The organism is Rossellomorea yichunensis (assembly GCF_032337515.1).
In the GTDB taxonomy this organism is placed as follows: domain Bacteria; phylum Bacillota; class Bacilli; order Bacillales; family Bacillaceae_B; genus Rossellomorea; species Rossellomorea yichunensis.
Genome location: NZ_JAVYAD010000002.1, coordinates 332629 through 353967 on the forward strand (window position 1 = coordinate 332629; position 21339 = coordinate 353967).

The 21339-nt window shown below is 39.8% G+C and carries 25 protein-coding genes; 5 read left to right on the forward strand and 20 right to left on the reverse strand.

Going from position 1 to position 21339, the window contains the following annotated elements:
• Positions 1–2: 2 nt before the first annotated feature.
• Genes RSX31_RS06185 through RSX31_RS06195 form a run of 3 tightly spaced genes read right to left on the reverse strand, consistent with a single transcriptional unit; the run spans position 3 to position 2652 of the window.
• On the reverse strand, positions 3–665 hold the full coding sequence (locus tag RSX31_RS06185) for a 3-oxoacid CoA-transferase subunit B (protein WP_148994113.1): 663 nt from the start codon (positions 663–665) through the stop codon (positions 3–5).
• On the reverse strand, positions 644–1342 hold the full coding sequence (locus RSX31_RS06190; protein WP_282138998.1) for a 3-oxoacid CoA-transferase subunit A: 699 nt from the start codon (positions 1340–1342) through the stop codon (positions 644–646). The genes RSX31_RS06185 and RSX31_RS06190 overlap by 22 nt, the downstream gene beginning before the upstream one ends.
• 2 nt (positions 1343–1344) lie before the next feature.
• Positions 1345–2652, reverse strand: coding sequence for an aspartate aminotransferase family protein (locus RSX31_RS06195; protein WP_148969377.1), 1308 nt, complete (start codon positions 2650–2652; stop codon positions 1345–1347).
• A gap of 878 nt (positions 2653–3530) precedes the next feature.
• Between RSX31_RS06195 and RSX31_RS06200 the strand changes: the two genes are divergently transcribed.
• The gene (locus RSX31_RS06200; RefSeq protein ID WP_187443519.1) at positions 3531–5324 is read left to right on the forward strand and encodes a methyl-accepting chemotaxis protein; all 1794 of its coding nucleotides are present in this window, start codon (positions 3531–3533) and stop codon (positions 5322–5324) included.
• A gap of 64 nt (positions 5325–5388) precedes the next feature.
• On the opposite strand, the gene RSX31_RS06205 is transcribed toward RSX31_RS06200, so the two are convergent.
• Entirely contained in the window at positions 5389–5529 is a 141-nt protein-coding gene (locus RSX31_RS06205) for a YjcZ family sporulation protein (RefSeq protein WP_113970745.1), read from the reverse strand.
• A 165-nt stretch (positions 5530–5694) separates the two neighbouring features.
• Here RSX31_RS06205 and RSX31_RS06210 point away from each other — a divergent pair, with 165 nt between their 5' ends.
• A complete protein-coding gene (locus RSX31_RS06210) occupies positions 5695–6276 on the forward strand; it encodes a DUF502 domain-containing protein (RefSeq protein ID WP_315633890.1) in 582 nt (193 codons plus the stop codon).
• 98 nt (positions 6277–6374) lie between these two features.
• On the opposite strand, the gene RSX31_RS06215 is transcribed toward RSX31_RS06210, so the two are convergent.
• The 4 genes from RSX31_RS06215 to rsgA form a co-directional block, all read right to left on the reverse strand.
• Entirely contained in the window at positions 6375–6875 is a 501-nt protein-coding gene (locus tag RSX31_RS06215; RefSeq protein ID WP_148994117.1) for a PTS sugar transporter subunit IIA, read from the reverse strand.
• Between the two features lie 108 nt (positions 6876–6983).
• A complete protein-coding gene (gene msrB / locus RSX31_RS06220; protein WP_148994118.1) occupies positions 6984–7406 on the reverse strand; it encodes a peptide-methionine (R)-S-oxide reductase MsrB in 423 nt (140 codons plus the stop codon).
• Entirely contained in the window at positions 7403–7945 is a 543-nt protein-coding gene (msrA, locus tag RSX31_RS06225; RefSeq protein WP_148994119.1) for a peptide-methionine (S)-S-oxide reductase MsrA, read from the reverse strand. Before msrA ends, msrB begins: the two co-directional genes overlap by 4 nt.
• Before the next feature lie 158 nt (positions 7946–8103).
• Positions 8104–9129 carry a ribosome small subunit-dependent GTPase A gene (gene rsgA / locus RSX31_RS06230; protein WP_315633894.1) on the reverse strand — a complete coding sequence of 342 codons (1026 nt, stop codon included), beginning with the start codon at positions 9127–9129 and terminating at the stop codon, positions 8104–8106.
• A 329-nt stretch (positions 9130–9458) separates the two neighbouring features.
• Here rsgA and RSX31_RS06235 point away from each other — a divergent pair, with 329 nt between their 5' ends.
• Positions 9459–10199, forward strand: a complete 741-nt coding sequence (locus RSX31_RS06235) for a DUF4397 domain-containing protein (protein WP_315633896.1) — start codon at positions 9459–9461, stop codon at positions 10197–10199.
• A gap of 77 nt (positions 10200–10276) precedes the next feature.
• On the opposite strand, the gene RSX31_RS06240 is transcribed toward RSX31_RS06235, so the two are convergent.
• The 3 genes from RSX31_RS06240 to RSX31_RS06250 form a co-directional block, all read right to left on the reverse strand.
• A complete protein-coding gene (locus RSX31_RS06240; RefSeq protein WP_148994120.1) occupies positions 10277–10864 on the reverse strand; it encodes a YpmS family protein in 588 nt (195 codons plus the stop codon).
• Positions 10861–11691: an SGNH/GDSL hydrolase family protein gene (locus tag RSX31_RS06245; RefSeq protein ID WP_282138994.1), complete on the reverse strand. Its 831-nt coding sequence runs from the start codon at positions 11689–11691 to the stop codon at positions 10861–10863. Before RSX31_RS06245 ends, RSX31_RS06240 begins: the two co-directional genes overlap by 4 nt.
• Positions 11692–11799: 108 nt before the next feature.
• The gene (locus RSX31_RS06250; RefSeq protein WP_148969386.1) at positions 11800–12777 is read right to left on the reverse strand and encodes a nucleoside hydrolase; all 978 of its coding nucleotides are present in this window, start codon (positions 12775–12777) and stop codon (positions 11800–11802) included.
• A 221-nt stretch (positions 12778–12998) separates the two neighbouring features.
• Here RSX31_RS06250 and RSX31_RS06255 point away from each other — a divergent pair, with 221 nt between their 5' ends.
• A complete protein-coding gene (locus tag RSX31_RS06255) occupies positions 12999–13484 on the forward strand; it encodes a PCYCGC motif-containing (lipo)protein (protein WP_148994122.1) in 486 nt (161 codons plus the stop codon).
• Positions 13485–13565: 81 nt separating this feature from the next.
• On the opposite strand, the gene RSX31_RS06260 is transcribed toward RSX31_RS06255, so the two are convergent.
• From RSX31_RS06260 to RSX31_RS06270, 3 genes are all read right to left on the reverse strand, one after another.
• On the reverse strand, positions 13566–14408 hold the full coding sequence (locus RSX31_RS06260) for a DegV family protein (protein WP_148969388.1): 843 nt from the start codon (positions 14406–14408) through the stop codon (positions 13566–13568).
• Between the two features lie 210 nt (positions 14409–14618).
• Positions 14619–14891, reverse strand: coding sequence for a YpmP family protein (locus RSX31_RS06265; RefSeq protein WP_262372432.1), 273 nt, complete (start codon positions 14889–14891; stop codon positions 14619–14621).
• 85 nt (positions 14892–14976) lie between these two features.
• Complete coding sequence (locus RSX31_RS06270) at positions 14977–15630, reverse strand: SOS response-associated peptidase (RefSeq protein WP_187443265.1); 654 nt, start codon at positions 15628–15630, stop codon at positions 14977–14979.
• Positions 15631–15823: 193 nt separating this feature from the next.
• Here RSX31_RS06270 and trhA point away from each other — a divergent pair, with 193 nt between their 5' ends.
• Positions 15824–16462, forward strand: coding sequence for a PAQR family membrane homeostasis protein TrhA (gene trhA, locus RSX31_RS06275; RefSeq protein ID WP_148969390.1), 639 nt, complete (start codon positions 15824–15826; stop codon positions 16460–16462).
• 71 nt (positions 16463–16533) lie between these two features.
• Here the strand turns inward: trhA and RSX31_RS06280 are convergent, their stop codons facing one another.
• The 6 genes from RSX31_RS06280 to RSX31_RS06305 all read right to left on the reverse strand — a co-directional run bounded on the left by RSX31_RS06280 (position 16534) and on the right by RSX31_RS06305 (position 21331).
• Positions 16534–17019, reverse strand: coding sequence for a dihydrofolate reductase (locus RSX31_RS06280; protein ID WP_148994123.1), 486 nt, complete (start codon positions 17017–17019; stop codon positions 16534–16536).
• The gene (locus RSX31_RS06285; protein ID WP_148969392.1) at positions 17016–17810 is read right to left on the reverse strand and encodes a thymidylate synthase; all 795 of its coding nucleotides are present in this window, start codon (positions 17808–17810) and stop codon (positions 17016–17018) included. Before RSX31_RS06285 ends, RSX31_RS06280 begins: the two co-directional genes overlap by 4 nt.
• Positions 17811–17832: 22 nt before the next feature.
• Positions 17833–18522, reverse strand: coding sequence for an anthrax toxin lethal factor-related metalloendopeptidase (locus RSX31_RS06290; RefSeq protein WP_148969393.1), 690 nt, complete (start codon positions 18520–18522; stop codon positions 17833–17835).
• Between the two features lie 345 nt (positions 18523–18867).
• Positions 18868–19458, reverse strand: a complete 591-nt coding sequence (locus tag RSX31_RS06295) for a YpjP family protein (protein WP_148969394.1) — start codon at positions 19456–19458, stop codon at positions 18868–18870.
• 552 nt (positions 19459–20010) lie between these two features.
• Entirely contained in the window at positions 20011–20787 is a 777-nt protein-coding gene (locus tag RSX31_RS06300; protein WP_148970008.1) for a class I SAM-dependent methyltransferase, read from the reverse strand.
• A gap of 109 nt (positions 20788–20896) precedes the next feature.
• Positions 20897–21331 carry a BrxA/BrxB family bacilliredoxin gene (locus tag RSX31_RS06305; protein ID WP_148969395.1) on the reverse strand — a complete coding sequence of 145 codons (435 nt, stop codon included), beginning with the start codon at positions 21329–21331 and terminating at the stop codon, positions 20897–20899.
• Between the last annotated feature and the right edge of the window lie 8 nt (positions 21332–21339).

Sequence of the window (21339 nt, forward strand, 5' to 3'; positions counted from 1 at the left end):
TCCTAGTCTATATACTTGATAGCGGGGCTCAGTGTATAATGAGCTTCTGTTGTCTCTTCAATATCTTGAAGTGTGTATGGATTAAATAGTTCTTTTAATATCAATCTACCATCCTCAATTGTAAATACGGCCCTGTCTGTAATGATCATTGAAACGCATGATCTCGTGGTTATTGGAAGCGTGCACTCCCGAACGATCTTGCTTCCACCTTTTTTATCCAAATGGGTCATGAGCACTATGACTCTCTTTGCCTTCGAGGCAAGTTCGGTTGCACCTCCCATCCCCGGTACTTTTTTGCCTGGTATGATCCAATTGGCAAGATCTCCTTTTTCGCTGACTTGCAGGGAACCTAGAATCGTTAAATCGACTTTGCCCCGGCGAATCATGGCAAATGCGATGGAGCTATCTGTATAACAGCCTCCATTCATCAATGACACAGGGTATCCTCCCGCATTACACAAGTTTTCGTCCTCCTGCCCTTGCACAGGTTCAGGTCCGATTCCAATAATTCCGTTCTCCGATTGAAAAACAACGGGAAACCCCGGGGGAAGATGATTTGGTACAAGTGATGGTATTCCGATCCCTAAATTTACGATCATATGCTCTTTCACTTCCAAAGCTGCACGCTTTGCTAACTTATCTTTCAATTCGTTTCCCAGGCCCATTTCCAGTCGACTCCTTTAGATAAAACAATATGATCTACAAAAACACCCGACGTAACGATTTCCTCAGGATCCAACTCGCCGACATTCACAATTTCTTCTGCCTCTACAATCGTGATATCTGCTGCCATAGCCACAAGGGGATTCGTATTTCTGGCACTTTTATCATAAATAAGGTTCCCATATGTGTCGGCTTTTTTGGCATATACTATCCCAACTTCAGCATCCAGGGCTGATTCATATAGGTAACGGTCTCCATCTATCTCCAGTATCTCTTTTCCTTTATTTAAATAAGGATCATCCACACCTATTTCGGTTACGATACCTTTCAATCCCACTCCACCAGCCCGGATTCTTTCAGCCAATATGCCCTGTGGAGAGAATTCAACCTCCAGCTTCCCTTCACTCATCAATCGACCTGCTACCGGGTTAGACCCGATATGGGAGGCAATCACCTTCTTTACTCGGTAATGTGCAACCAGTTGTCCGATTCCGATATGAGGAAAGCCTGTATCATTTCCAATAATCGTGATATCCTTCGTTCCCCAATCCAATAAGTGCTTACATATAGTAGGAGGAGAACCCACCCCTCCAAATCCGCCAAACATCAACGTCATTCCATCATTAAAAAAATGTTTTATATTTTCATAGCTGCTTCTTTTATTATGAAGACGGGACATATTTAGATCTCCTTCCAATTCTCTTCTACTAGTTGAAAGGTCCTTCTGAGTCTCTTAACCATTTCCTCGAGCTCCCTTTTCGAACTGTTCAATGGAGGAGCAACCATAATGGCGGATCCCTTCCTACCATCTATCCCCGCCGCTGCGGGATATAATAAAATCCCAGATTCAACCCCTGCTTGAACAATATAAGAAGTAAATGGTGCTCCAAGGGAATTCAGCTCTATTCCCAACATCAGTCCTTTTCCTCTTACATCTTGCACAAAGGAAAATTCAGTTTTTAATTTTTCTATTAGATTTTTCAAGTATGTTCCTTTATGATCGACACCTTCAATCATCTTTTCTGAGTCAATCAGCTTTAGAACAGCAAGTGCTGCTGTTGCAGACAGAGGATTTCCACTAAATGTATGACCGCTCATAATGACTCTTGATCCATTCAATATCGGCTCCATAATGTTATCGGAAATGAGCGTGGCAGCAATTGGGGCATATCCTGCACTTAGTCCTTTTCCTATCGCTACAATATCGGCTTTTACTTGCCACTGCTCTAAAGCTAAAAAGGTTCCAGTCCGACCACACCCTGTCATCACTTCATCTGAAATAAACAAAATATTATGTTTCTCACAGATTGACTTTATCCGTTTATAATAACCTTTTGGAGGAGTAATCGCCCCACCTGCCGCACCGATGATCGGTTCTGCCATAAAGGCAGCAATATTATCGGCTCCTATTCTGCTTATCATCGTTTCTAATTGAGAAGCACAGGCAAGATCACATGATGGATGCGTTTTTCCAAAAGGACAGTGAGCACAATAAGGCGGCTCGACGGTCGGCCAGTCACCTAAAAAGGAGTCGAATCGTTCTCTTCTGGATGGATGTCCAGATGCGGATAATGCACCGAAAGTGATTCCATGGTAACTCAGCCATCGGGATAAAATCTTTCTTTTCATCGGTTTTCCTTGTTCCTGCCAATGCTGGATAGCAATTTTGATGGCCGTCTCAACCGCCTCAGAACCACTATTCACGAAGAAACTCCATGGATAGCCTGTCTTATCGTGAAGAAAGGACGCTAAATCCTCTGCAGGCTGATTACTGAATTGAGAGCGATACACAAATGCCACTTTATTTCCTTGATTCACAATTGATTGAAGAATTTCTTCCATACCATGTCCTACATTTGCCGTAACAGCTCCAGAACAAGCATCTATATACTCCCGGCCATCAGTATCGTACAAATACACACCTTTTCCATAGTCAATCGTTGGATAGTGTTCACCAATCAACGGCTTTATTAAATGCGAATGAGGCATAATCCCCCTCCTGAAAGATTCAGATTCGTACTCTCTCTCGATTCGCTGATCTGGTTGCATAAAAAGATTTCCCTACCATTATTCATATGTATGAAAAACAGAATCTTTCTTTTCTTTAAGAAAAAAGAATAATACAAATGAATTTTTATTAAAGCTCAAAGCCTCATCAAAAATCACATTTTTTTTCAATAGGCTCTTCTCGTAAAGTTTGTTGCTATTGTAGAGGAGAAAGTAATAGTTGATTTCCGCTCCAGGATGCTCGCTTTCCGTGGGGCTGGCGGTGAGCCTCCTCGGCTGCGCCTCCGGGGTCTCACCTGTCCAGCTATTCCCGCAGGAGTCGAGCATCCTGCAGCGAGGATCAACTTTCTGAGCATGAATCCTAAATTGAAAACAATTTAAACAAGCTATTTAGCAAACAATCTTATTAAAGGTAAGTAAAGATTGAATTTCCTTTTAAGGAAGAAGAATTATTTTTTCTATTTACATTGTTTTCTTGCACACCTTGAAGCTCTGTCATGAAAATACTGTTAAAGATGGTGAGGGGAACTGCGCAGACTCCGGCGGATTTTGGACGTGCCGAGACCCCGTTCGGCTAAGCTGAGGAGGCTCGGCCGAACGCTAGCTGCAAGCGGAGCAGTTCCCCTCACCATCCAGCATAAACCTGGTTGACAGAGCCCTGGCAGATTCTATGCTAGAAAACAACAATCTTTGCGAAAAGAGTCTTTCAATAAGAGTTTATTGAGTGAAATGTACTAAGATTCTTAAAAATTCGACAAAAAGTTCATAAAGTGACTAGATAAATTAGGTCGATATGTATAAAATAATGGTAAGTTCATCCTATGATGCTACTTTTTGCTTATCTTCAGGAGGGGGAAATGGTGAAAAAGACAAGAGAAAAACATCTAAAAAAAGCACCAAAAACGAAGAAAAATAAGAAAGAAAAACAAAAAAAGACATTGGGAGCCTTCTCATATTTCCGGACAATCCGGGGAAAAGTGGTTCTGTCTTTCGGTTTATTGACCATTGTCCTTCTAGTCCTTGCCTCAACTTCTTACTTCAATATGATGAAGCTTGAGAAAGAGATCAACACGCTGATTACATATGATATGCAGGTTGATACAAAGGTGAAGGATTTATCGAAGGTATTAAATGAGATTGAAATTGGAGAACAAGGCTTTGTCATTACAGGGGCAACGGGATTTTTGGCACCCTATCAAAATGGTAAAGGTCAGGTAGAAAGTCACATCGAAGAATTGAATACTCTATTACAGGACGATCAGGAGCAGCTTGATAAATTGGATAAGATAGAAGCTCAATATGGATTTTGGATCCAGTTCGTTGATCGGGTAATCGAGACAAGGAAGGATAAAGGACTTGAGCAAGCAGCAACACTCGTTGAATCTGGTACGGGTAAGAAATATCTGGACGGAATCCGCTCATATGTAGATATGATTGTAGTCGACCAACAAAAGGATCTGAATAATCGTATTGATTCTCTAAATCAACAGGTTTTTCTGTCCAAAGTCGTTACCATTGGCTTATCGGCATTTGCGGTTTTATTGGCTATCTTCTTCGGCATCATTTTATCTCATACAATTAAGACGAACACCAGGAAAATCAGCCGCTCTATTTTAGAGATAGCAAACGCAGGCGGAGATTTAACAAAACGAATTCATGTGAAATCCAAGGATGAGCTAGCTGACCTGGCATCTGATACAAATCAGCTTATCGCCGGAATCGCCATCTTGGTGAAGCAGGTTTCGGAAATGGCCGAAAACGTATCAGCCAGCAGTCAGGAACTTCTTGCTTCAGCCGAAGAGACATCAAGGACGATTACTTCCATTGCAGAAACATCCACTGAAATTGCAGCTGGAAGCGATCAAACAACAAGTCGGATGTCTACCTCATTAGAAAAAATGAATAGTTTGGAAGAAGCCGCCCGTTTTTTATTCAATCAAGCAGAACAAGTACGAGAAACTGCACGTGATATGAGGGTAGTTGCTGAACGAGGCGGCAAAACCGTTCAAGCCTCTTCATCTAAAATGTTGAACATTGAAGAAACCATGTCCAATACAAGTGAAACCGTCGAAGCGTTAGGACAGCGTTCATCACAAATTACGACGATTATCGGTACCATTACTGATATTGCAGAGCAAACAAATCTTCTTGCATTGAATGCTGCCATTGAAGCGGCACGTGCCGGTGAGCATGGAAGAGGCTTTGCCGTTGTGGCAGATGAAGTCAGGAAACTGGCTGAACAATCCCGACAAGCGGCAAAAGGGGTTACAGAAATCGTACACAGTATTCAAGAAGAAGTGAATGTCATTATTAAGCAAAATTCTGATGGAGTAAAAGAGGTTATCGCAGGGGTCGAAATCACAAATGAAACAAATGCCTCCCTTGAAGATATACTAAACCAAACCACAAAAACAACTGTTGTAGTGGATGAGATGGTTGGTCATATTCAGGAAACCCTTAGTCTCAGTCATGATGTAGCAGCTTCATTTGCCCTGGTCAATGAAATTGCTGAAGCTACTGCTTCTAACACAGAAACCACTGCTGCTGCCTCCGAGGAAGGATCAGCTGCGATGGAACAAGTAACGGCAAGCGCTTCAGAGCTTTCACAACAAGCGGAAAAATTGAAAGAACTTGTTTCAAGTTTTAAAATCTAAGACTAAAAAAGAGCCGTCGTGTGACGGCTCTTTTTCATTTCTCATCTAACGATAAAATCTGGAATCACTTCCCGCAGTAGCAAACGGCTCCAATAATAATTAACAGGATGAATAACACAACAATCAACGCAAAATTATTGACACCGGCAACTGGATAAGCATATCCACCTTGATAGCATGGATCACAACCATAACCATAGTTCATACCTATCACTCCTCAAAAAATATTTATTTACATTACACTGTATGTCATTCACCTAGAAATGGTTTGTGTATTTGCCTAATTTATTTTAAGGCAATTCCTTTTCTGTACCATAGCCTTTCTATATAATAGGAATAGATTTTAAGAGAAGACAGGAGAAATGACAGTATGAAATGGTTTTTAAAATCGTTTATTAACGGTGTTCTAACAATTGTTCCGATTGGATTGGTCACTTATGTAGTTTATAAAATGTTTCTATTCCTCGATGGATTATTAGGAAATGTTTTAAAACCATATCTTGATGAAAATTATATTCCCGGTATTGGACTACTCGCAACCATCCTTCTATTGACCGTGCTCGGTTGGCTTTCCACAAAGTTTTTTACTGGTACGATCATTCGTATAGTTGATATCCTTTTACAAAAAATCCCCTTTGTGAAAACGATTTACTCGGTCATCAAAGATACCATTCACTCCTTCTTAGGAGAAAAGAAGTCCTTTTCCAAAGTGGCACTCGTCAAAATGCCTGGTACAACAATGAAATGCCTGGGCTTTATTACGACAGAGAACCTTGCAGATTTGCATAATGACCTGCAAGATCACGTAGCAGTATACGTACCTCAAACGTTTCAAGTAGCAGGAGTCACCTTTTTGATTCCCAAAAAAGATATTGAAATACTGGATATAAAATCTGAAGAAGCGATGAAGTTTATATTGTCTGGGGGAATGACGACGAAGAAGGAAAAATAGTTGATAAGCTGATTAGACAATAACATTGCGGTGATTTGCGTCCCGATGGACACCTTATAAAAAAAGACCGGCAATCAAGCCGGTCCATACCTACTATATTATTTTGTCGAAATTTCCAATACCTCATCTTGTCCTGCTGTAACAGAGGTCAACTCTTTTTTCACTAGTTCAGCCATGTCATCACCGTTTGTTAAGATGATTGGCGTGATGGTACTTTTTGCTTTTTCTTTCACAAGGTCTAAGTCATACGTAATTAATGGATCTCCGACATTCACTTTGGACCCTTCTGAAACATGTGCTTCAAAGCCTTCACCGTTCATTGAGACTGTTTCAAGACCGATGTGGATAAGAATTTCAGCACCGTTTCTCGCTTTGATTCCAACTGCGTGCTTTGTTGGGAAAAGCTGCATGATTTCGCCGTCTACAGGTGAAACGACCTTACCTACAGTAGGATCAATCGCAATCCCATCTCCCATCATCTTTTGAGAAAATACTGGATCTGGAACCTCTTCAAGTGATTTTAATGTACCCGTTAAAGGCGCAACTGCATGGACGATTTTAGGTGCCTCTTCTTTTTTACCGAAAAGCTTTTTTAACATAGTCATTCACCTTCCTATATATATTTTATATACACATATGTAGCGCAATGTAAACATCAGAAATCTATTCTAGCACATATGTGAAGACTTTCACAACACTTCATTATCTTAAAATAATTTTTTGTATTTCCCATATCCTTCTTCGTCAAGCTTCTCAGCCGGGATAAATCGAAGAGCGGCTGAATTAATACAATATCGAAGCTTGGTTGGTCCCGGCCCATCATTAAAAACGTGACCCAGGTGAGAATCTGCTTCTTTACTCCTCACTTCCGTTCTGACCATAAAATGACTGCGGTCTTCTTTTTCAGTGACTTCCTCTTCATCGATCGGCTTTGTAAAACTTGGCCAACCACAGCCGGCATCATATTTATCTTTAGAGCTAAAGAGAGGTTTTCCTGATACGATATCTACATAAATTCCCTCTTCAAACGTATTCCAATACTCATTACTAAAAGGAGGTTCAGTGCCGTTCTTTTGTGTGACATCATATTGTTCAGGAGTTAACGTTTTCTTTAAATCTGCCTTACTCATTTTTCTTCCCCCCAATGATTTTCAATAAATGCTATTCTTCCAGACCCTCGGCTATATCGATTATAATGACCAGGGTTCTTTTTGTAATAACCCTGATGATACTCCTCTGCAGGATAAAATTCCTTCGCAGGCAGAATTTGAGTAGCAATCGGTTTTTGAAACTTGCCTGACTGCTCAAGTTTCTTTTTAGATTCTTCCGCCAGCTTTTTTTGTTGTTCATTATGGTAGAATATAACCGTTTTATACGAATGTCCACGGTCAAAGAATTGCCCGCCTGGATCGGTTGGATCAATCTGCTGCCAATATACTTCCAGTAATTCCTCGTAAGGAAACACTGATGGATCGTATTCAATTTGAACGGCCTCATAATGTCCAGTCGTTTCTGAGCATACTTCTTTATACGTTGGATTCGGAACGGTTCCTCCCGTGTAACCTGAAATCACAGTGCCAATCCCCGGCTGTTCATCAAACGGTTTCACCATGCACCAAAAGCAACCTCCTGCAAATGTAGCTTTTTCATAATGCGATGCATCCGACATGCTCATCATCCTTTCCATTTCATTCTCTTTCACTATTCCCTTTGTAAGAGATTTTAACGCATTCATGTTAAAAGGGAAAATATTAAGCTTGTTGAATTGGTTTACAGTTAACAATGAAAAATAGACCCTGGAGTTATCCAGGGTCCTTCTTACCTCTTTTATTTAAGCTTCCTCTGCTTACCGATATTCTTCCATTTTTTTCGTTCTAACGACTCCAGTCGCTTATTCCCTTTTCTCTCCATATAGGCAATTTCTCTTTGCAACTTCAGATAATGCCCGTATCGTTCCTCTGACAAAGTACCCTCTTTTATCTCAGCTCTAACCTTACAACCAGGTTCATCCTCATGGCGACAATCGGTGAATCTGCATTGAAGTGCCAAATTTTCAATATCGTGATACTGAGTGGATAGCCCTTCTTGTCCCTGCCATAGTTGAATCTCCCTCATACCGGGCGTATCAATGATGGATGCACCACTATCCAATAAGAATAACTCTCTGTGTGTTGTGGTATGACGTCCTTTATCATCTGATTCCCTGATTTGTTCGGTCTTCTGAACATCATTCCCTACAAGGAGATTTGTGAGGGTCGATTTTCCCACACCGGAAGAACCTACAAGCGCTACCGTTTTTCCCTTTTCCAGATAGGGATGCAGTTCCTCAATTCCCTCATGATTTACAGAACTTATGGCTAACACTTTAACCCCGAGCAATTTGCTTTCAACTTCTCTCTTATTCTCTTCAATATCTTCACATGTATCAGATTTGGTAAGAACGACAACGGGATTTGCCCCGCTTTCCCAACATAGTAGTAAATATCTCTCCATCCTTTTACTGTTTAAATCATCATTTAACGAAGAAAGAATAAAAACCGTATCTATATTCGTGGCAATGATTTGCTCCTCCGCTTCTTCTCCTGCTTTTTTTCTTGAAAATTTACTTGTTCTTGGCAAGACCTTTTCAATGATTGCTCCTTCTGAGCTCAGGAGAACCCAATCACCTACTGCTGGAAGATTTTCACGTTTTACCGTTTGGAACCTGAGTTTCCCAGATATTTTACTTAAACGATCTTCTGTTCTCGTCATGACCATGAAGGCACCCTTTTGCTCGGTCACAACTCTTCCTAACATGTATCCTTCTTCTTCAAAGTGTTTCATCATTTCAAATACTTCTTCTCTATTATTCAATTCAGTTCCTCCCAAAATTAAAAAAATCCGTTGCGCAGTTCTACACGCCAACGGATTTTTCAAGATTGAAAGAATGAAAAAATCAGATTATCCCGTTAAAAGTGAGTTGACGCGTAGAACCATTACGAAGCATATTTAGTTTACTTGTATAACAAATCAATAATAAGTTCATATGTCATCACCCACTTTCTCAAATAGTAATTTTATTATCCATTATTTTCTTCTATAACGCAAGAAATATTTCTGATTTATTCAAAAAATAGGTTCTTTCACCATTTTTTCTCCTACGCATAATCTATTGTGTTAATAAACAAAAGGGAGAGATACGGATGAGCCAACATGATTATTTGAATAAAGCAGCGATGTATGACTTATTATCCGATTATTATAAATACACAGATCCATCCATGCATATTCATTATTATCAAAAACATTTAAAATACATGAGGCTTGCAATGCAAGCTCAGCGCGCTGATATGACTACATCCACACAGCCTTCTTATGTCCGCGTTTTACATGCTGTACCCGATGCACCGGATGTGGACGTTTATGTGAATGGAAACCGTGTTTTACGCGATGTTGCCTTTAAGGATGTCAGTGATTATTTAACCTTGCCAGCTGGGAAATATCATATCGATGTTTACCCTGCAGGTACAAGTGTAACGACTGTTATCAGTAAAAAAGTAAAAATTGATCCAGGTAAAATTTATACTCTCGCCGCTGTAGGTACTTTAAATAAACTGCAACTTCTTCCATTCCTTGATGATCCTACGGTTCCCAGCGGAGAAACAAAGGTTAAATTCATACATCTTTCCCCTGACGCCCCTGCAGTGGATATCGCAGTAAAGGGTGGAGATGTCGTATTTCCTAATATATCCTTCAAGCAAGCCACAGACTACCTTGGATTAACCCCGATGACGGTCAATCTTGAAGCCAGAGTGGCAGGAAGCAAAAATACCGTACTGAGTGTTCCGAATGTTAAATTAAGCCCTAATCAAGCTTACACCATCGTAGCTGTCGGGTTAGCCAACGGAACCCCTGAATTAGAAGCCATTCTATTAAAAGGATAATCATGTCTGTGTCCCGGTTTGTGCCTACTTACGCCCGCATACGAAAAAGGTGGCTTCCATCGGGAGGCCACCTTTTCCTATTGAGCACGATCTACCGGTACTAATAACCGGAATGAAATATTATCTTCCTTTAAATTAAATTCGTTCGCCCTTACTTTAATATCACTCTTCAATTTCATGTCCTGTAATGATACGTATATTAATTCATCGGTAGGTTGTATCTTCACCCATTCCGGAAAGTTATAAGAATCTCTTATTACCTTCAATACGTATGAAACCGGCAGATTCAATTGTCCTACTGATATGGATTTCTGTTTCAGGAGGATGTCTCCATTTTCCAGTGCTTTAGGTTCAAAATCCAACTTAAAGTCTAAGTTTGATGTAAATACCGGAACAGACCCCATTAATTCCACGTCGTCTTTTAACTGAACCTCATAATCAACAGGTCCCTTCATTCCTTCTTCTTCAATATAATGTTCAATAATAAGATTTAAGTCCTTTTTGTTTGTTTCTACGTTAAACCCTACTTCTTGATTGGTGTTTTTGTTGTCTTTAGGCAGTGCATCATCTTTAATCGGCATAAAAATCATTGAAACAATGATGGCTAATCCTATTAATACAACTCCTAAAAGAACAAAAAACCCTACCTTCCATTTGTTCTTCATGACGGCTGCTCCTCTTCCTCAACAGGTTTCTTTCTATCTGTTAATGTAGCTAATGTTTCCCCGTTTGTCAGGTTTATAAACATGCGATCTGCTATCATTTTGTAGCCTTCATCATTTGGGTGAAAGTAGTCTTCAAATAATAAAGTATCCCCTGCATCAATAAATAAGTCCTCTATCTTAACGAATAAGGTTTTATCATAATCTGAAAGAATCTCCCGGCTGGCATCATTCCAATCATGAATCACCTGGTTGACTTCTTCAATATCAGAAAACCATGTATTGAATGGATTATATAACCCTACAAGAACGATTCCTGCATTTGGGTTATAGCTCCTGATCGTTTCGATGATTTCTTTTAAACGTAATTGGTATTGGCGTTTTTCTTCTTGAAACACTTCTAACTTCAAGTGTGAAAGATTTTCACGAAAGATTTTCATAACGTCGTTTCCGCCAATTGTGATCATGACTAAATCTGATTGTTCGATCGAAGTTTTCACGTCTTCTTTTTTCAATCTTTTTAATAATTGGTCGGTACGGTTCCCTCTTACCCCATAGTTATGAAATTGGGCGTCTTTCACTCCATCCAATGATTCCAGATGTTTCTCTAAATAAGGGACATATCCACCCTTTTTCGTACTGTCTCCCACACCTTGAGTTAATGAATCTCCCACTGAAACAACTTTTAAGTTCTTCGGTATAAAGGTATCGTTCGGATTATCTTTATCCCACATGGATACTTCTCTTGTAATATGCTCAGCAGCATCTTCTAACGAACACCCTGACAGGAAAAAAACAAAAGCGAGCATGATAATCGGTAGTTTTTTCATATGCGTCACCTCGCTTGCACTTTAGTATTATTATATCACGCTTGTTTCGTCATGAAACGTTTGTAAACAAATCATTAAGAACATGTAAATTTATGTGACTTTGTCAATCTACCGGCTGGGCCCAGATTTCAACGTCTCGAATACCTCTGTGATAAACTGCCTATAGTTGAACTGCTTTGCGATCTTATGGATCTGCCAATTTTCTTTTTCCTTTGACTGCCTAAAATCTCCTATGCTCTGACCAAAAGTCCAGCCTGTATTGGTCGCAACCCTGATAGGAACTTCTTCAAACATCATTTTATCGCCATCCGCAAGTGCCCACATGGCCAATAAATCGTGCAAGGGACTTCCTGAAATATCTGGGTACGTTTTCTTATAGAACTCATAATAATAATCCACCATCGGTTTGATGATCTGCCCGACTTTGTCATTTGATTTCAAATAAAATTCATGGAGATGATCAATCATTGCAGGTGTTAAAAGAGCATACATGGTTACATCTAAGGGGATGAGATGAATTTGTTTGGGGGCGAGTTGAATCAAGATATTGGCAGCATAAGGATCTCCATAGAAATTCGCTTCTGCTGTAGGGGTCACATTGCCCGGTACATGAAATGCACCTCCCATCACATAAAATTCTTTCACCTTTTTCATTGTTTCCGGGTATAGCACAAAGGCAGTTGCCAAGGAAGTCAATCGACCAGCAGAGTATATATATAACTCACCTGCATACTTATCAATTAGTGAATTGATTTCATAAAAGTTTTCGCTTATTTCTGAGTTGTCGAGTTCTATATCATCAAGTGATATCGGTCCCAGGCCATCAATACCGTGTATATCTGGAAAAAATTGCGGTTGTATGCCCGTCAAAGCAGAGACCGCTCCCCCGATAACAGGTATATCGGTGATTCCGGTAATACTTTGAAGATATTTGACGTTTTTCAATGCACTCGCTTTAGAGACATTTCCATAATCAGAAACAATTCCTACAATTTCAATCGTATCACTATAGTAAGCATATAATACTGCGACAATATCATCGATCCCAAAGTCTGAAATCACCAATACTTTTTTCTTATCAGTCAAGTCCGGCCACTTCCTTTCATTTGATGTCAATATAATAAGAAAGAATCATTTTTTAGCTATTGGAGAGATCAGACCAAACTTCTTACCTATTATACTTCTATGATATGATTGCATTGGTTATGAGGACGCAATAAGATTCATAAAAGCATCAAGAAATGGTACAAACCTGCTTTTTTAAAAGTGGTACAATACATTTATAATCGCGTAGGGAAGGAGAACGTATGAAGAAAAATCTCTTATTATATTTCACTGTTGTTATTGGTTTATTAGGCATTCTTGCCGGTTGTTCAAGCAATCAGGAGGAGGAAGCTCATCATGATCATACAGCCGCCAATGGGGATCTTAGGGAGGAAACTGCTTCCGTTGATACACTTCCCTCTTTTCTCGATGATAAGGACGACAATATGAAGCTTATCTATTCTTCAGCTGCTAAAAACCCTGAGCTGTTACAATATATCCCATGTTATTGCGGGTGCGGTGATTCTGCCGGGCACGAGAGTAATCTGAATTGCTTTGTTTACGAAATAAAAGGGGACAAAGTGGTATGGGATGATCACGGTACCAGATGTCAGGTGTGTTTGGAAATTGCGGCAGAATCCATTGTGAAGTACAAGAATGGTGAATCCATCAAGCAAATTAGAAACTTTATCGATGAACAATATAATGAAGGTTACGCTAAGCCTACCCCGACGCCTATGCCTTCATAATGTTAAAAAACAGCAGATGATTCTGCTGTTTTTTAACATAGAAAAAAGCGAAAGGAAAATTCCCTTTCGCCTTTGGTTAGATCAATCTGTGTAATACATAAATCCTATCGCACCAATTCCTGTGTGGGTACTGATGATTGGTGTTGTCGGAACGATATCGATTTGGTCGTAACCTGTTTTTTCGATAATCTTAGCTTTAAGATTTTGAGCCAGCTCCAGGCCATCGGCATGAACAAGCCCTACGCCTCGAATTGTCTTCCCTTTTACATCGTCTAAAAATTTCGTTGTTAAGTATTTTACAACCTGTGAATGGCTTCGAACCTTTGCAACTGGAGTGTATTCGCCTCCTTCTAATGAAGCGATTGGTTTAATATTTAGCAAGGAACCGATCATTGCACGTCCCTTTCCGATTCTACCGCCTTTTGCAAGGTTTTCAAGTGTATCTACCACAACGAACAAGTTTGTATTTTGACGGATCGTTTCAACTGCTTTAAGAATTTCTTCCAATGGCTTTCCTTCTTTAGCAAGCTTGGCAGCTTCAATTACCTGAAAGGCCAATCCTTTAGAAATAAAGCGGGAATCTACAACCGCCACATCTGTTGAAGACATTTCTGCAGCAGACTCAGCTGAGCGCACAGTACCACTCATTCCACCTGTCATATGTATGGATAAAACTTTCGAACCATCTTTCCCTAATTCATCATAAAGTTCCACAAATGTTCCTGCCGGTGGCTGCGAACTTTTTGGTAATTCCTTAGAAGCTTTCATTTTTTCCAGAAAGCTAAGTGGTGAAAGATCTACTCTATCTAAGTATGTCTCTCCATCGATTGAAATGGACAGAGGAACTACATGAATATCCAGTTCCTTTACGACGTCATCTGATAAATCTACTGTTGAGTCTGTTACAATCTTAATTTTGGTCAATTTTGCCACATCCTATCTCCCATATCATTAGTATTATATCGTTAAATGCAAAGGAATTAAATAGATACGAAGGATTTCCACAACCGGTTGTCTAAATTGATATATTTTTGAACGTGTATTTTCCGTAATTGTTTCATATATGTAGTGATAAGCACATAAAAAGGACTGGTCCCACGTAATAATACGCTAAAAGACCAGATCCCAAGAAAATTATGCATTATTCTTTAACTCTTCTGATTGATATATTTCTTCATACTCTGACCATTTCGTCGTTCTCTTTAAATGTTCTCTAAAGCTGTACATGGTCTTAGGCCCATTCTGATTGACAACCTTTGAAATGAATTGATGAAGCCTGAGGTTTACCCTTAGATAGAGCGGGCTATCTTCCTTCATGACAGGAACTTCTAAGATTTTGACCTTCCGTCCATCCTTTGATTTGAACTCAATGGTTTTTGTCAGCAAAGTATCAATCCTCTTTTTCACCCGTTTATACTCTTATTATACCCCATTTAATGGCGCATAAAATGTCTAATCGTGCAAAAACTCTAATATTTTTTCTCTAAATCGGCTATGAAACAGGCACAATACATTCGGGGGAATCATGTTTGGATGAATTGACGATATCGGATACCTGGTATCCTTTCATTTGGTCTTTTTGAAGCGGCGTTAAAACCGAAGAAGCTTCTTCAAAAGAGTAATCGTCTGTGTTTACCCATTTCTCAACCGCTTCCTGACTCGTGAGAATAACAGGCATTCGTTCATGTACTGGTTGTACAATGGCATTTGCACCTGTCGTAAGGATTGTGGAGGTTGTGAACTCTCCATTGCGATCCCACAATCCGGCAAACACAAATGGCTCTTCTTCTTTTAATTGAAATCTTACAGGTACCTTTTGATCTTTCTCCTTCTTCCATTCATAAAATCCATCGGAAAAAATCACCATTCTTTTCGAATGGACAAGGGAATTGAAGCTCGGTTTCTCCAATAAGGTTTCACTACGGGCATTGATCAACGGTTTCCATTTCTTCCGATCGGCCCAATGAGGCACGAGCCCCCACGTTATCTCTCCTGCTCTGCGCTTGCCCTTATGTGAAATAAGGGACAATACTTTTTGAGTTGGAGCAATATTGTATCTTGGCTGCCACTCTTCAAGGAATTCATCAATTAAGTATTGCCTTACTAATTCTTCTAGTGGGGTTGTTAAGGAAAATCTACCGCACACAATTGCCACCTCATTTGTTTTCTTTATTTAGGAATATACATCATTATGAGAAGAATTTCTAATCCAAAAGGCGCACTTTAACCCTTTACTATGTTAATGATTGCACAATGACGATAAGAGGATTATCATAAATATATACAATATTGACTCATTGAGCGTTCAATGAGGGGATAATAGAAAGGATGAGACTTCTTTGACATATGATTTCGATTTTTCCAATTGGAAAGAAGAAGTTGCGAACGCCATTACCCACGGAATTGGATTGATTTTGAGCATCCCCGCTTTAGTAATGTTAATCATTTTCGCCGTTCACGAAGGCACTGCATGGCACGTTGTCAGCTTCTCTATCTTCGGTGCTTCAATGATACTTCTATACTTATTTTCAACTTTGTTACACAGCTTTAAGCCTTCAAAGGTAAAAAATCTATTTGCCATTTTAGATCATTCGGCGATATATATCCTGATCGCGGGCACGTATACACCGTTTATGCTAGTCAGTGTGAGAGGTGCACTAGGCTGGACATTGTTTGGGATTGTCTGGGGACTCGCAGTTGTAGGGATTGTATTTAAATGTTATTTTGTTCAACGTTTCCAGGTCGTTTCCACTCTCTTTTACCTGGTAATGGGCTGGCTCGTTATCATTGCCATTAAACCGTTGTACGCAAGTCTTACCGGTGCCGGATTCGGGCTGCTGCTGGCAGGTGGGATCATGTATTCCATAGGAGCCATTTTCTATGTGTGGAACAAACTGCCTTACAATCACGCAATCTGGCATCTTTTCGTCCTGGCAGGAAGCAGCTTTATGTATTTCTGCATTTTGTTCTACGTTTAAGGATGTTATGGTTTTTCAATAAAAGGGTACTGACGGAATATCCCGTCAGTACCCTTTTATGATCTTCTCATCTATTTACGTACATATACATTAAATTCATAGTCGTAAGGATTATTCTCATCCTTCAATCCTTTAACAGATGAGATACAAGTGAAATCCTCCCATGGTATGGAAGGCATGGTCGTGTCGCCTTCAAATTCATGATGAATCTCTGTTACATACAACTTATCTACATGGGGAATGAACTGCTTGTACACTTCTCTCCCGCCCATAATAAAGATTTCTGAATCTCTTCCTTCCGCCCAATTTAGGATATCCTCCACAGAATGCAGGACAAGACAGCCATCCGGTTGAAAGCTTGTATTTCTTGTAAGAATGACATTCTCCCGATTTGGTAACGGCTTACCGATGGAATCAAACGTTTTTCTTCCCATGACGATTCCATGTCCATCCGTCGTTTTCTTAAAAAATTTCAGGTCTTCAGGAAGCCTCCATGGCAATCCATTGTCTTTCCCAATCAATCGATTCTGATCCATTGCCCAAATAAAAGAGATCATACACTCACAGCTCCTTTAATATGTGGATGCGGATCATATTCTTCAAGGTTGAAATCATCAAACTTAAATCCGAAAATATCTTTCACTTCTGGATTGATAGATAATGATGGTAATGATCTGGGTTCTCTGGAAAGCTGTAAATTCACTTGATCAAGGTGATTCTGATAGATATGGACATCACCAAAAGTATGAACAAACTCTCCAACTTCCAGATCACATACCTGGGCTACCATCATCGTTAATAGAGCGTATGAAGCTATATTAAAAGGAACGCCGAGGAATACATCAGCGGAACGTTGGTACAGCTGACAGGATAATTTGCCATCGGCTACATAGAATTGGAATAAGCAGTGGCAAGGAGGCAAAGCCATATGATCTACATCCGCAACATTCCACGCACTTACAATCATTCTTCTGGAATCGGGATTGTTTTTAATCGTATCAATGAGGTTCTTAATTTGGTCAATCGTTTCCCCGTTTGCTCCAGACCATGATCTCCATTGGTGACCGTATACTGGGCCTAACTCTCCATTTTCATCGGCCCATTCATTCCAAATCCGGACACCGTTTTCCTGAAGATATTCAATGTTTGTATCTCCTTTTAGAAACCAAAGGAGTTCATGGACAATGGATTTCACATGCAGTTTTTTAGTTGTAAGGAGAGGGAATCCTTCTTTTAGATCAAAACGCATTTGATAACCAAATGTGCTTATCGTGCCTGTACCTGTTCGATCTTCTTTCTTGGTGCCATGTTCAAGGACATGTTTGCACAAGTCTAAATATTGCTTCACAACGACCACACCTTTTATAAGTTTATAGTTCTTTAAAGAATTGATATGTTGCTGGTGCCTTCTTTTTTAGAAGATTTCTAGTTTCAGAGTTTAAATAATACATAGCAAATGTTTCAGCAAAATATTCTTCTTTGTATTGAAGAAAATAGGGTTCGTTCGGGAATACCCGTGGAGCTTCCCTCTTCCAAATAGGCAAAAATTCCAGCTCGTAATTAAGATCCGTTAAGACGTAACGATCAATACTGTGAGCGAGTTCATGTAATTCCAGATTAGTCGAATTATGCCCCTTCCCTTTCTCACTATGACCGATTTTCACTAATACAAGCTTCGATCCACCGATCCCGGGAACGTCATCCCATGTAATACTTTTATTAGTGTACCCTCTTGGGGTTACTCCTTTCAAGTGACTTGTGGTAGAAAAATCGGTTAATTTTTTTTCAAACAGCCTTATTTTGATTTCCTGTGAATTCGTAGACTCTAAGAGTGCGGTCGGAATATGATCTAATCTTTCAATCATTTCCATAGCAGCTGTTTTATCATAAGCAGCATGTGGCAACAGGACCATATTTTCTAACTGTTTACTGGATTGAAGGTGTAATTGTGTTTTTAGAGGAGAATGCTTTAAGAGGGTTCCACTGTAGTTGGCTTTTGAGTTGGTCCACAGAATGACCAGAGTAACCGAAATAGCGAGGATGATGAATATACGCTTCAATTATTGTCCCTCCTTTCTTCTAAGGAAAGTATCATGATGTTATTACTATTTTAACATAATGATACAGTTGTTTTTAGGAGAGATTGTTTCCAATAACTAAAGCGGAGGCGGCTTGCTCAGAGGCGACAAGCATAAGACGAAGCTGCCGGAAAGGCGCTCTTTGCCTTTTTGGCAGGTTTGACTTATGACCTCGAGCCTCTAGCCGCCGGAGCTGGATGATAACTATAGCGGAGGCGGCTTGGGCAGAGGCGACATGCATAAGGCGAACCTGCCATTCAAATTGAAACAAAAAAGCAAGCACGCATAATTCACGCACTTGCCTTTATTCTTATATGGACGTTGAAATCAGGAGACACTCATCCATTGTGGCGGAGTGTTTTTATCCCAATATATGCTTCCTAAATCATGATGTGCTTGAAATTGATCATGCACTGTATGATAGTGAAAGTTGAAGTAATAGCCATCTTTAGGCGGATGGTCTTTTCTTACATGGAACCGTATGACATCTTCACCAGAGCGTTGGTCATAAATATGAAAAATCTTTTCTGTTTTTGCATATTGGGGCACTTCTGAAATAGTAAGTGACGTTAAGTCTTCTTCTGGAAATTGAACAGCTGTATCAGCTATCGCCTTTTCGATCTTAGGAAGGATTAAAGACTTGAATTCGTCTTCAATGACAGGCTTGATCTTAGTCCCAAACTTTTCATAAGCGTTTTTCTCTGCTTGGGCCATCATATTCACTATGAAATCCTCATGGGAAATGGAAGACTCCTCTTCCAGTACTTCCTCTGGAACAGATTCAACCGACGAAGGCTTCCCATTGCCTTTTGCCATGGTATGATTTTGTTCATTCAGGAAGGCTTGTGAAGGGGAAACAAGTCCAAATGTTAGAATGGATAGCAGGATAAAAAACGACTTTTTGAGCCAGATTGACATAGATAACGTCCTTTCCTATGTATTACGTCTATTATTATACTATTTCTTACGGATAAAAAGTGAAAAAGGTTTCATTTTTTTGTAGGATATAAAAATATTTATGTGGTAGTATATTAAAGAGGATACTTTGTAAGGAGGATAACTAGATGGATACAGGACTTATGATCAATATCGGATACTTACTTCTATTAGGTTATTTCATTGTACTAGGATTTACTGATTAATACTTAGATGATTAGACAGGCTTAAGATGCCTGTCTATTTTATTGTTAAAAAAAGGTCATTTTCACAAAGATCGTTTTTTAACAAAAGGTCTTCTTCGGCCCTGTCAATCAGTGTGTGCTGGATGGTGAGGGGAACTGCTCCGCTTGCAGCTAGCGTTCGGCCGAGACCCCACAGAGACAGTACGTCGAGAAGACTCGACTTCCTCCCCTGGGAATCTTGTGTCTGGAGCGAAAAGGAACGGTCCCTGTTTTCACACTACCAATTGTTTAAATTATTTTCTTCTTAGGAGAGACATAATTTTTGCGATTAGAGCTAAATAATAGACTTTTATACTCGAATGATCCCAAAGTGAAATTTGGCTGATGGTCTTTTGATTACGTGAAATCCCAGTTCTTCGAATAATGGGGACTGATAGTGCTCTTTTAATACTACCCGCTTTTTGGCCACCCTTATTGCTTGTTCTATTCCTTCTTTTGTTAAGCCTGTATAGCTTGCCCAATGGCGGATTGGGTTGATTCCATGAGAATCTGTTAAGGCATCTTCGAACATGGGATCAAGGTAGACGACATCAAATGCATCATCCGGAATACCTTTTAATTCTTCCTGAAAATGTCCATTGATGACACTGATTCGATTCATGGCGCTATTCAGATCGTGAAGTGGAGATACCCAGTCCTGAAGTCCGTGATGAAGGATATGTGAGATATACTTATTCGCTTCAATTCCGACTACTTTCCCCTTTTCGCCGACTATATGACTGGCGATGATACTATCTGATGCAAGACCTAGTGTACAGTCCAGAAAACTCATGCCCTCCTTAAGATCGGCAGCCTCAACGAGTGGATCGGTCTCTCCGCGAATGATTCTCTTGATTCGGAAGGAAGCGGAATTAGGGTGGAAAAAGAATGGTTCGCTATTGTCTTCTCTAGTATGAAGTTCTAATCTCTCTTTTCCGATCACTAAACAGTCTTGTTCGTGCAGAGTCATATGGTGTAGAATCGATCTCTTTTTTCTGGGGATATAGGGAATATCGAGTACCTCTGCTGTTTTATATGCTTTTTCTATGACTTCCTGGTTCGCTCTCCCACATGTTGTTACAAACACGATAAACATTCCCTCCTTTAATGGTACCATTTTGCTTATACAAATTTTTTATGTTTATTTATCCTACCATAAAAGAAACGGATGACAGAGTCACCCGTTTTTTTGGTCTTTAGCAATTTTCGTTAAAAGCAGTGGATAAATTGGAAATGATAGACGAAATATCATGATCTTCAATTTCTTCCCTTGGGATGAAATGAACGACTTTTTTTCCTTTAAGTAAAGCCATTGACGGGGAGGAAGGCTCGTACCCTTCGAAGTACTCTCTCATTTTGGCGGTTGCCTCTTTGTCTTGCCCTGCAAAGACAGTAACGAGGTGATCCGGTGTTTTTTCATTATTCATGACTGATTGCGTTGCAGCGGGTCTTGCAAGTCCCGCTGCACACCCGCATACTGAGTTAATAACGACCAGGGTTGTTCCATCTGCATTGTCCATATAATTCTCAACTTCTTCTTCTGTACCCAATTCTTTGAAGCCTGCTTGTGTAAGTTCTTGTCTCATCGGTTTAACTAACTGCCTCATATACTCTTCGTAAGCCATTGACATTTATAATC

What these genes read in the sequence shown, in the direction of transcription:
- RSX31_RS06185 (WP_148994113.1), bottom strand. Translation starts at nt 665, where the DNA reads ATGGGCCTGGGAAACGAATTGAAAGATAAGTTAGCAAAGCGTGCAGCT.
- RSX31_RS06190 (WP_282138998.1), bottom strand. Translation starts at nt 1,342, where the DNA reads ATGTCCCGTCTTCATAATAAAAGAAGCAGCTATGAAAATATAAAACAT.
- RSX31_RS06195 (WP_148969377.1), bottom strand. Translation starts at nt 2,652, where the DNA reads ATGCCTCATTCGCATTTAATAAAGCCGTTGATTGGTGAACACTATCCA.
- RSX31_RS06205 (WP_113970745.1), bottom strand. Translation starts at nt 5,529, where the DNA reads ATGAACTATGGTTATGGTTGTGATCCATGCTATCAAGGTGGATATGCT.
- RSX31_RS06210 (WP_315633890.1), top strand. Translation starts at nt 5,695, where the DNA reads ATGAAATGGTTTTTAAAATCGTTTATTAACGGTGTTCTAACAATTGTT.
- RSX31_RS06215 (WP_148994117.1), bottom strand. Translation starts at nt 6,875, where the DNA reads ATGTTAAAAAAGCTTTTCGGTAAAAAAGAAGAGGCACCTAAAATCGTC.
- msrB (WP_148994118.1), bottom strand. Translation starts at nt 7,406, where the DNA reads ATGAGTAAGGCAGATTTAAAGAAAACGTTAACTCCTGAACAATATGAT.
- msrA (WP_148994119.1), bottom strand. Translation starts at nt 7,945, where the DNA reads ATGTCGGATGCATCGCATTATGAAAAAGCTACATTTGCAGGAGGTTGC.
- RSX31_RS06235 (WP_315633896.1), top strand. Translation starts at nt 9,459, where the DNA reads ATGAGCCAACATGATTATTTGAATAAAGCAGCGATGTATGACTTATTA.
- RSX31_RS06240 (WP_148994120.1), bottom strand. Translation starts at nt 10,864, where the DNA reads ATGAAGAACAAATGGAAGGTAGGGTTTTTTGTTCTTTTAGGAGTTGTA.
- RSX31_RS06245 (WP_282138994.1), bottom strand. Translation starts at nt 11,691, where the DNA reads ATGAAAAAACTACCGATTATCATGCTCGCTTTTGTTTTTTTCCTGTCA.
- RSX31_RS06255 (WP_148994122.1), top strand. Translation starts at nt 12,999, where the DNA reads ATGAAGAAAAATCTCTTATTATATTTCACTGTTGTTATTGGTTTATTA.
- RSX31_RS06280 (WP_148994123.1), bottom strand. Translation starts at nt 17,019, where the DNA reads ATGATCTCTTTTATTTGGGCAATGGATCAGAATCGATTGATTGGGAAA.
- RSX31_RS06295 (WP_148969394.1), bottom strand. Translation starts at nt 19,458, where the DNA reads ATGTCAATCTGGCTCAAAAAGTCGTTTTTTATCCTGCTATCCATTCTA.
- RSX31_RS06305 (WP_148969395.1), bottom strand. Translation starts at nt 21,331, where the DNA reads ATGTCAATGGCTTACGAAGAGTATATGAGGCAGTTAGTTAAACCGATG.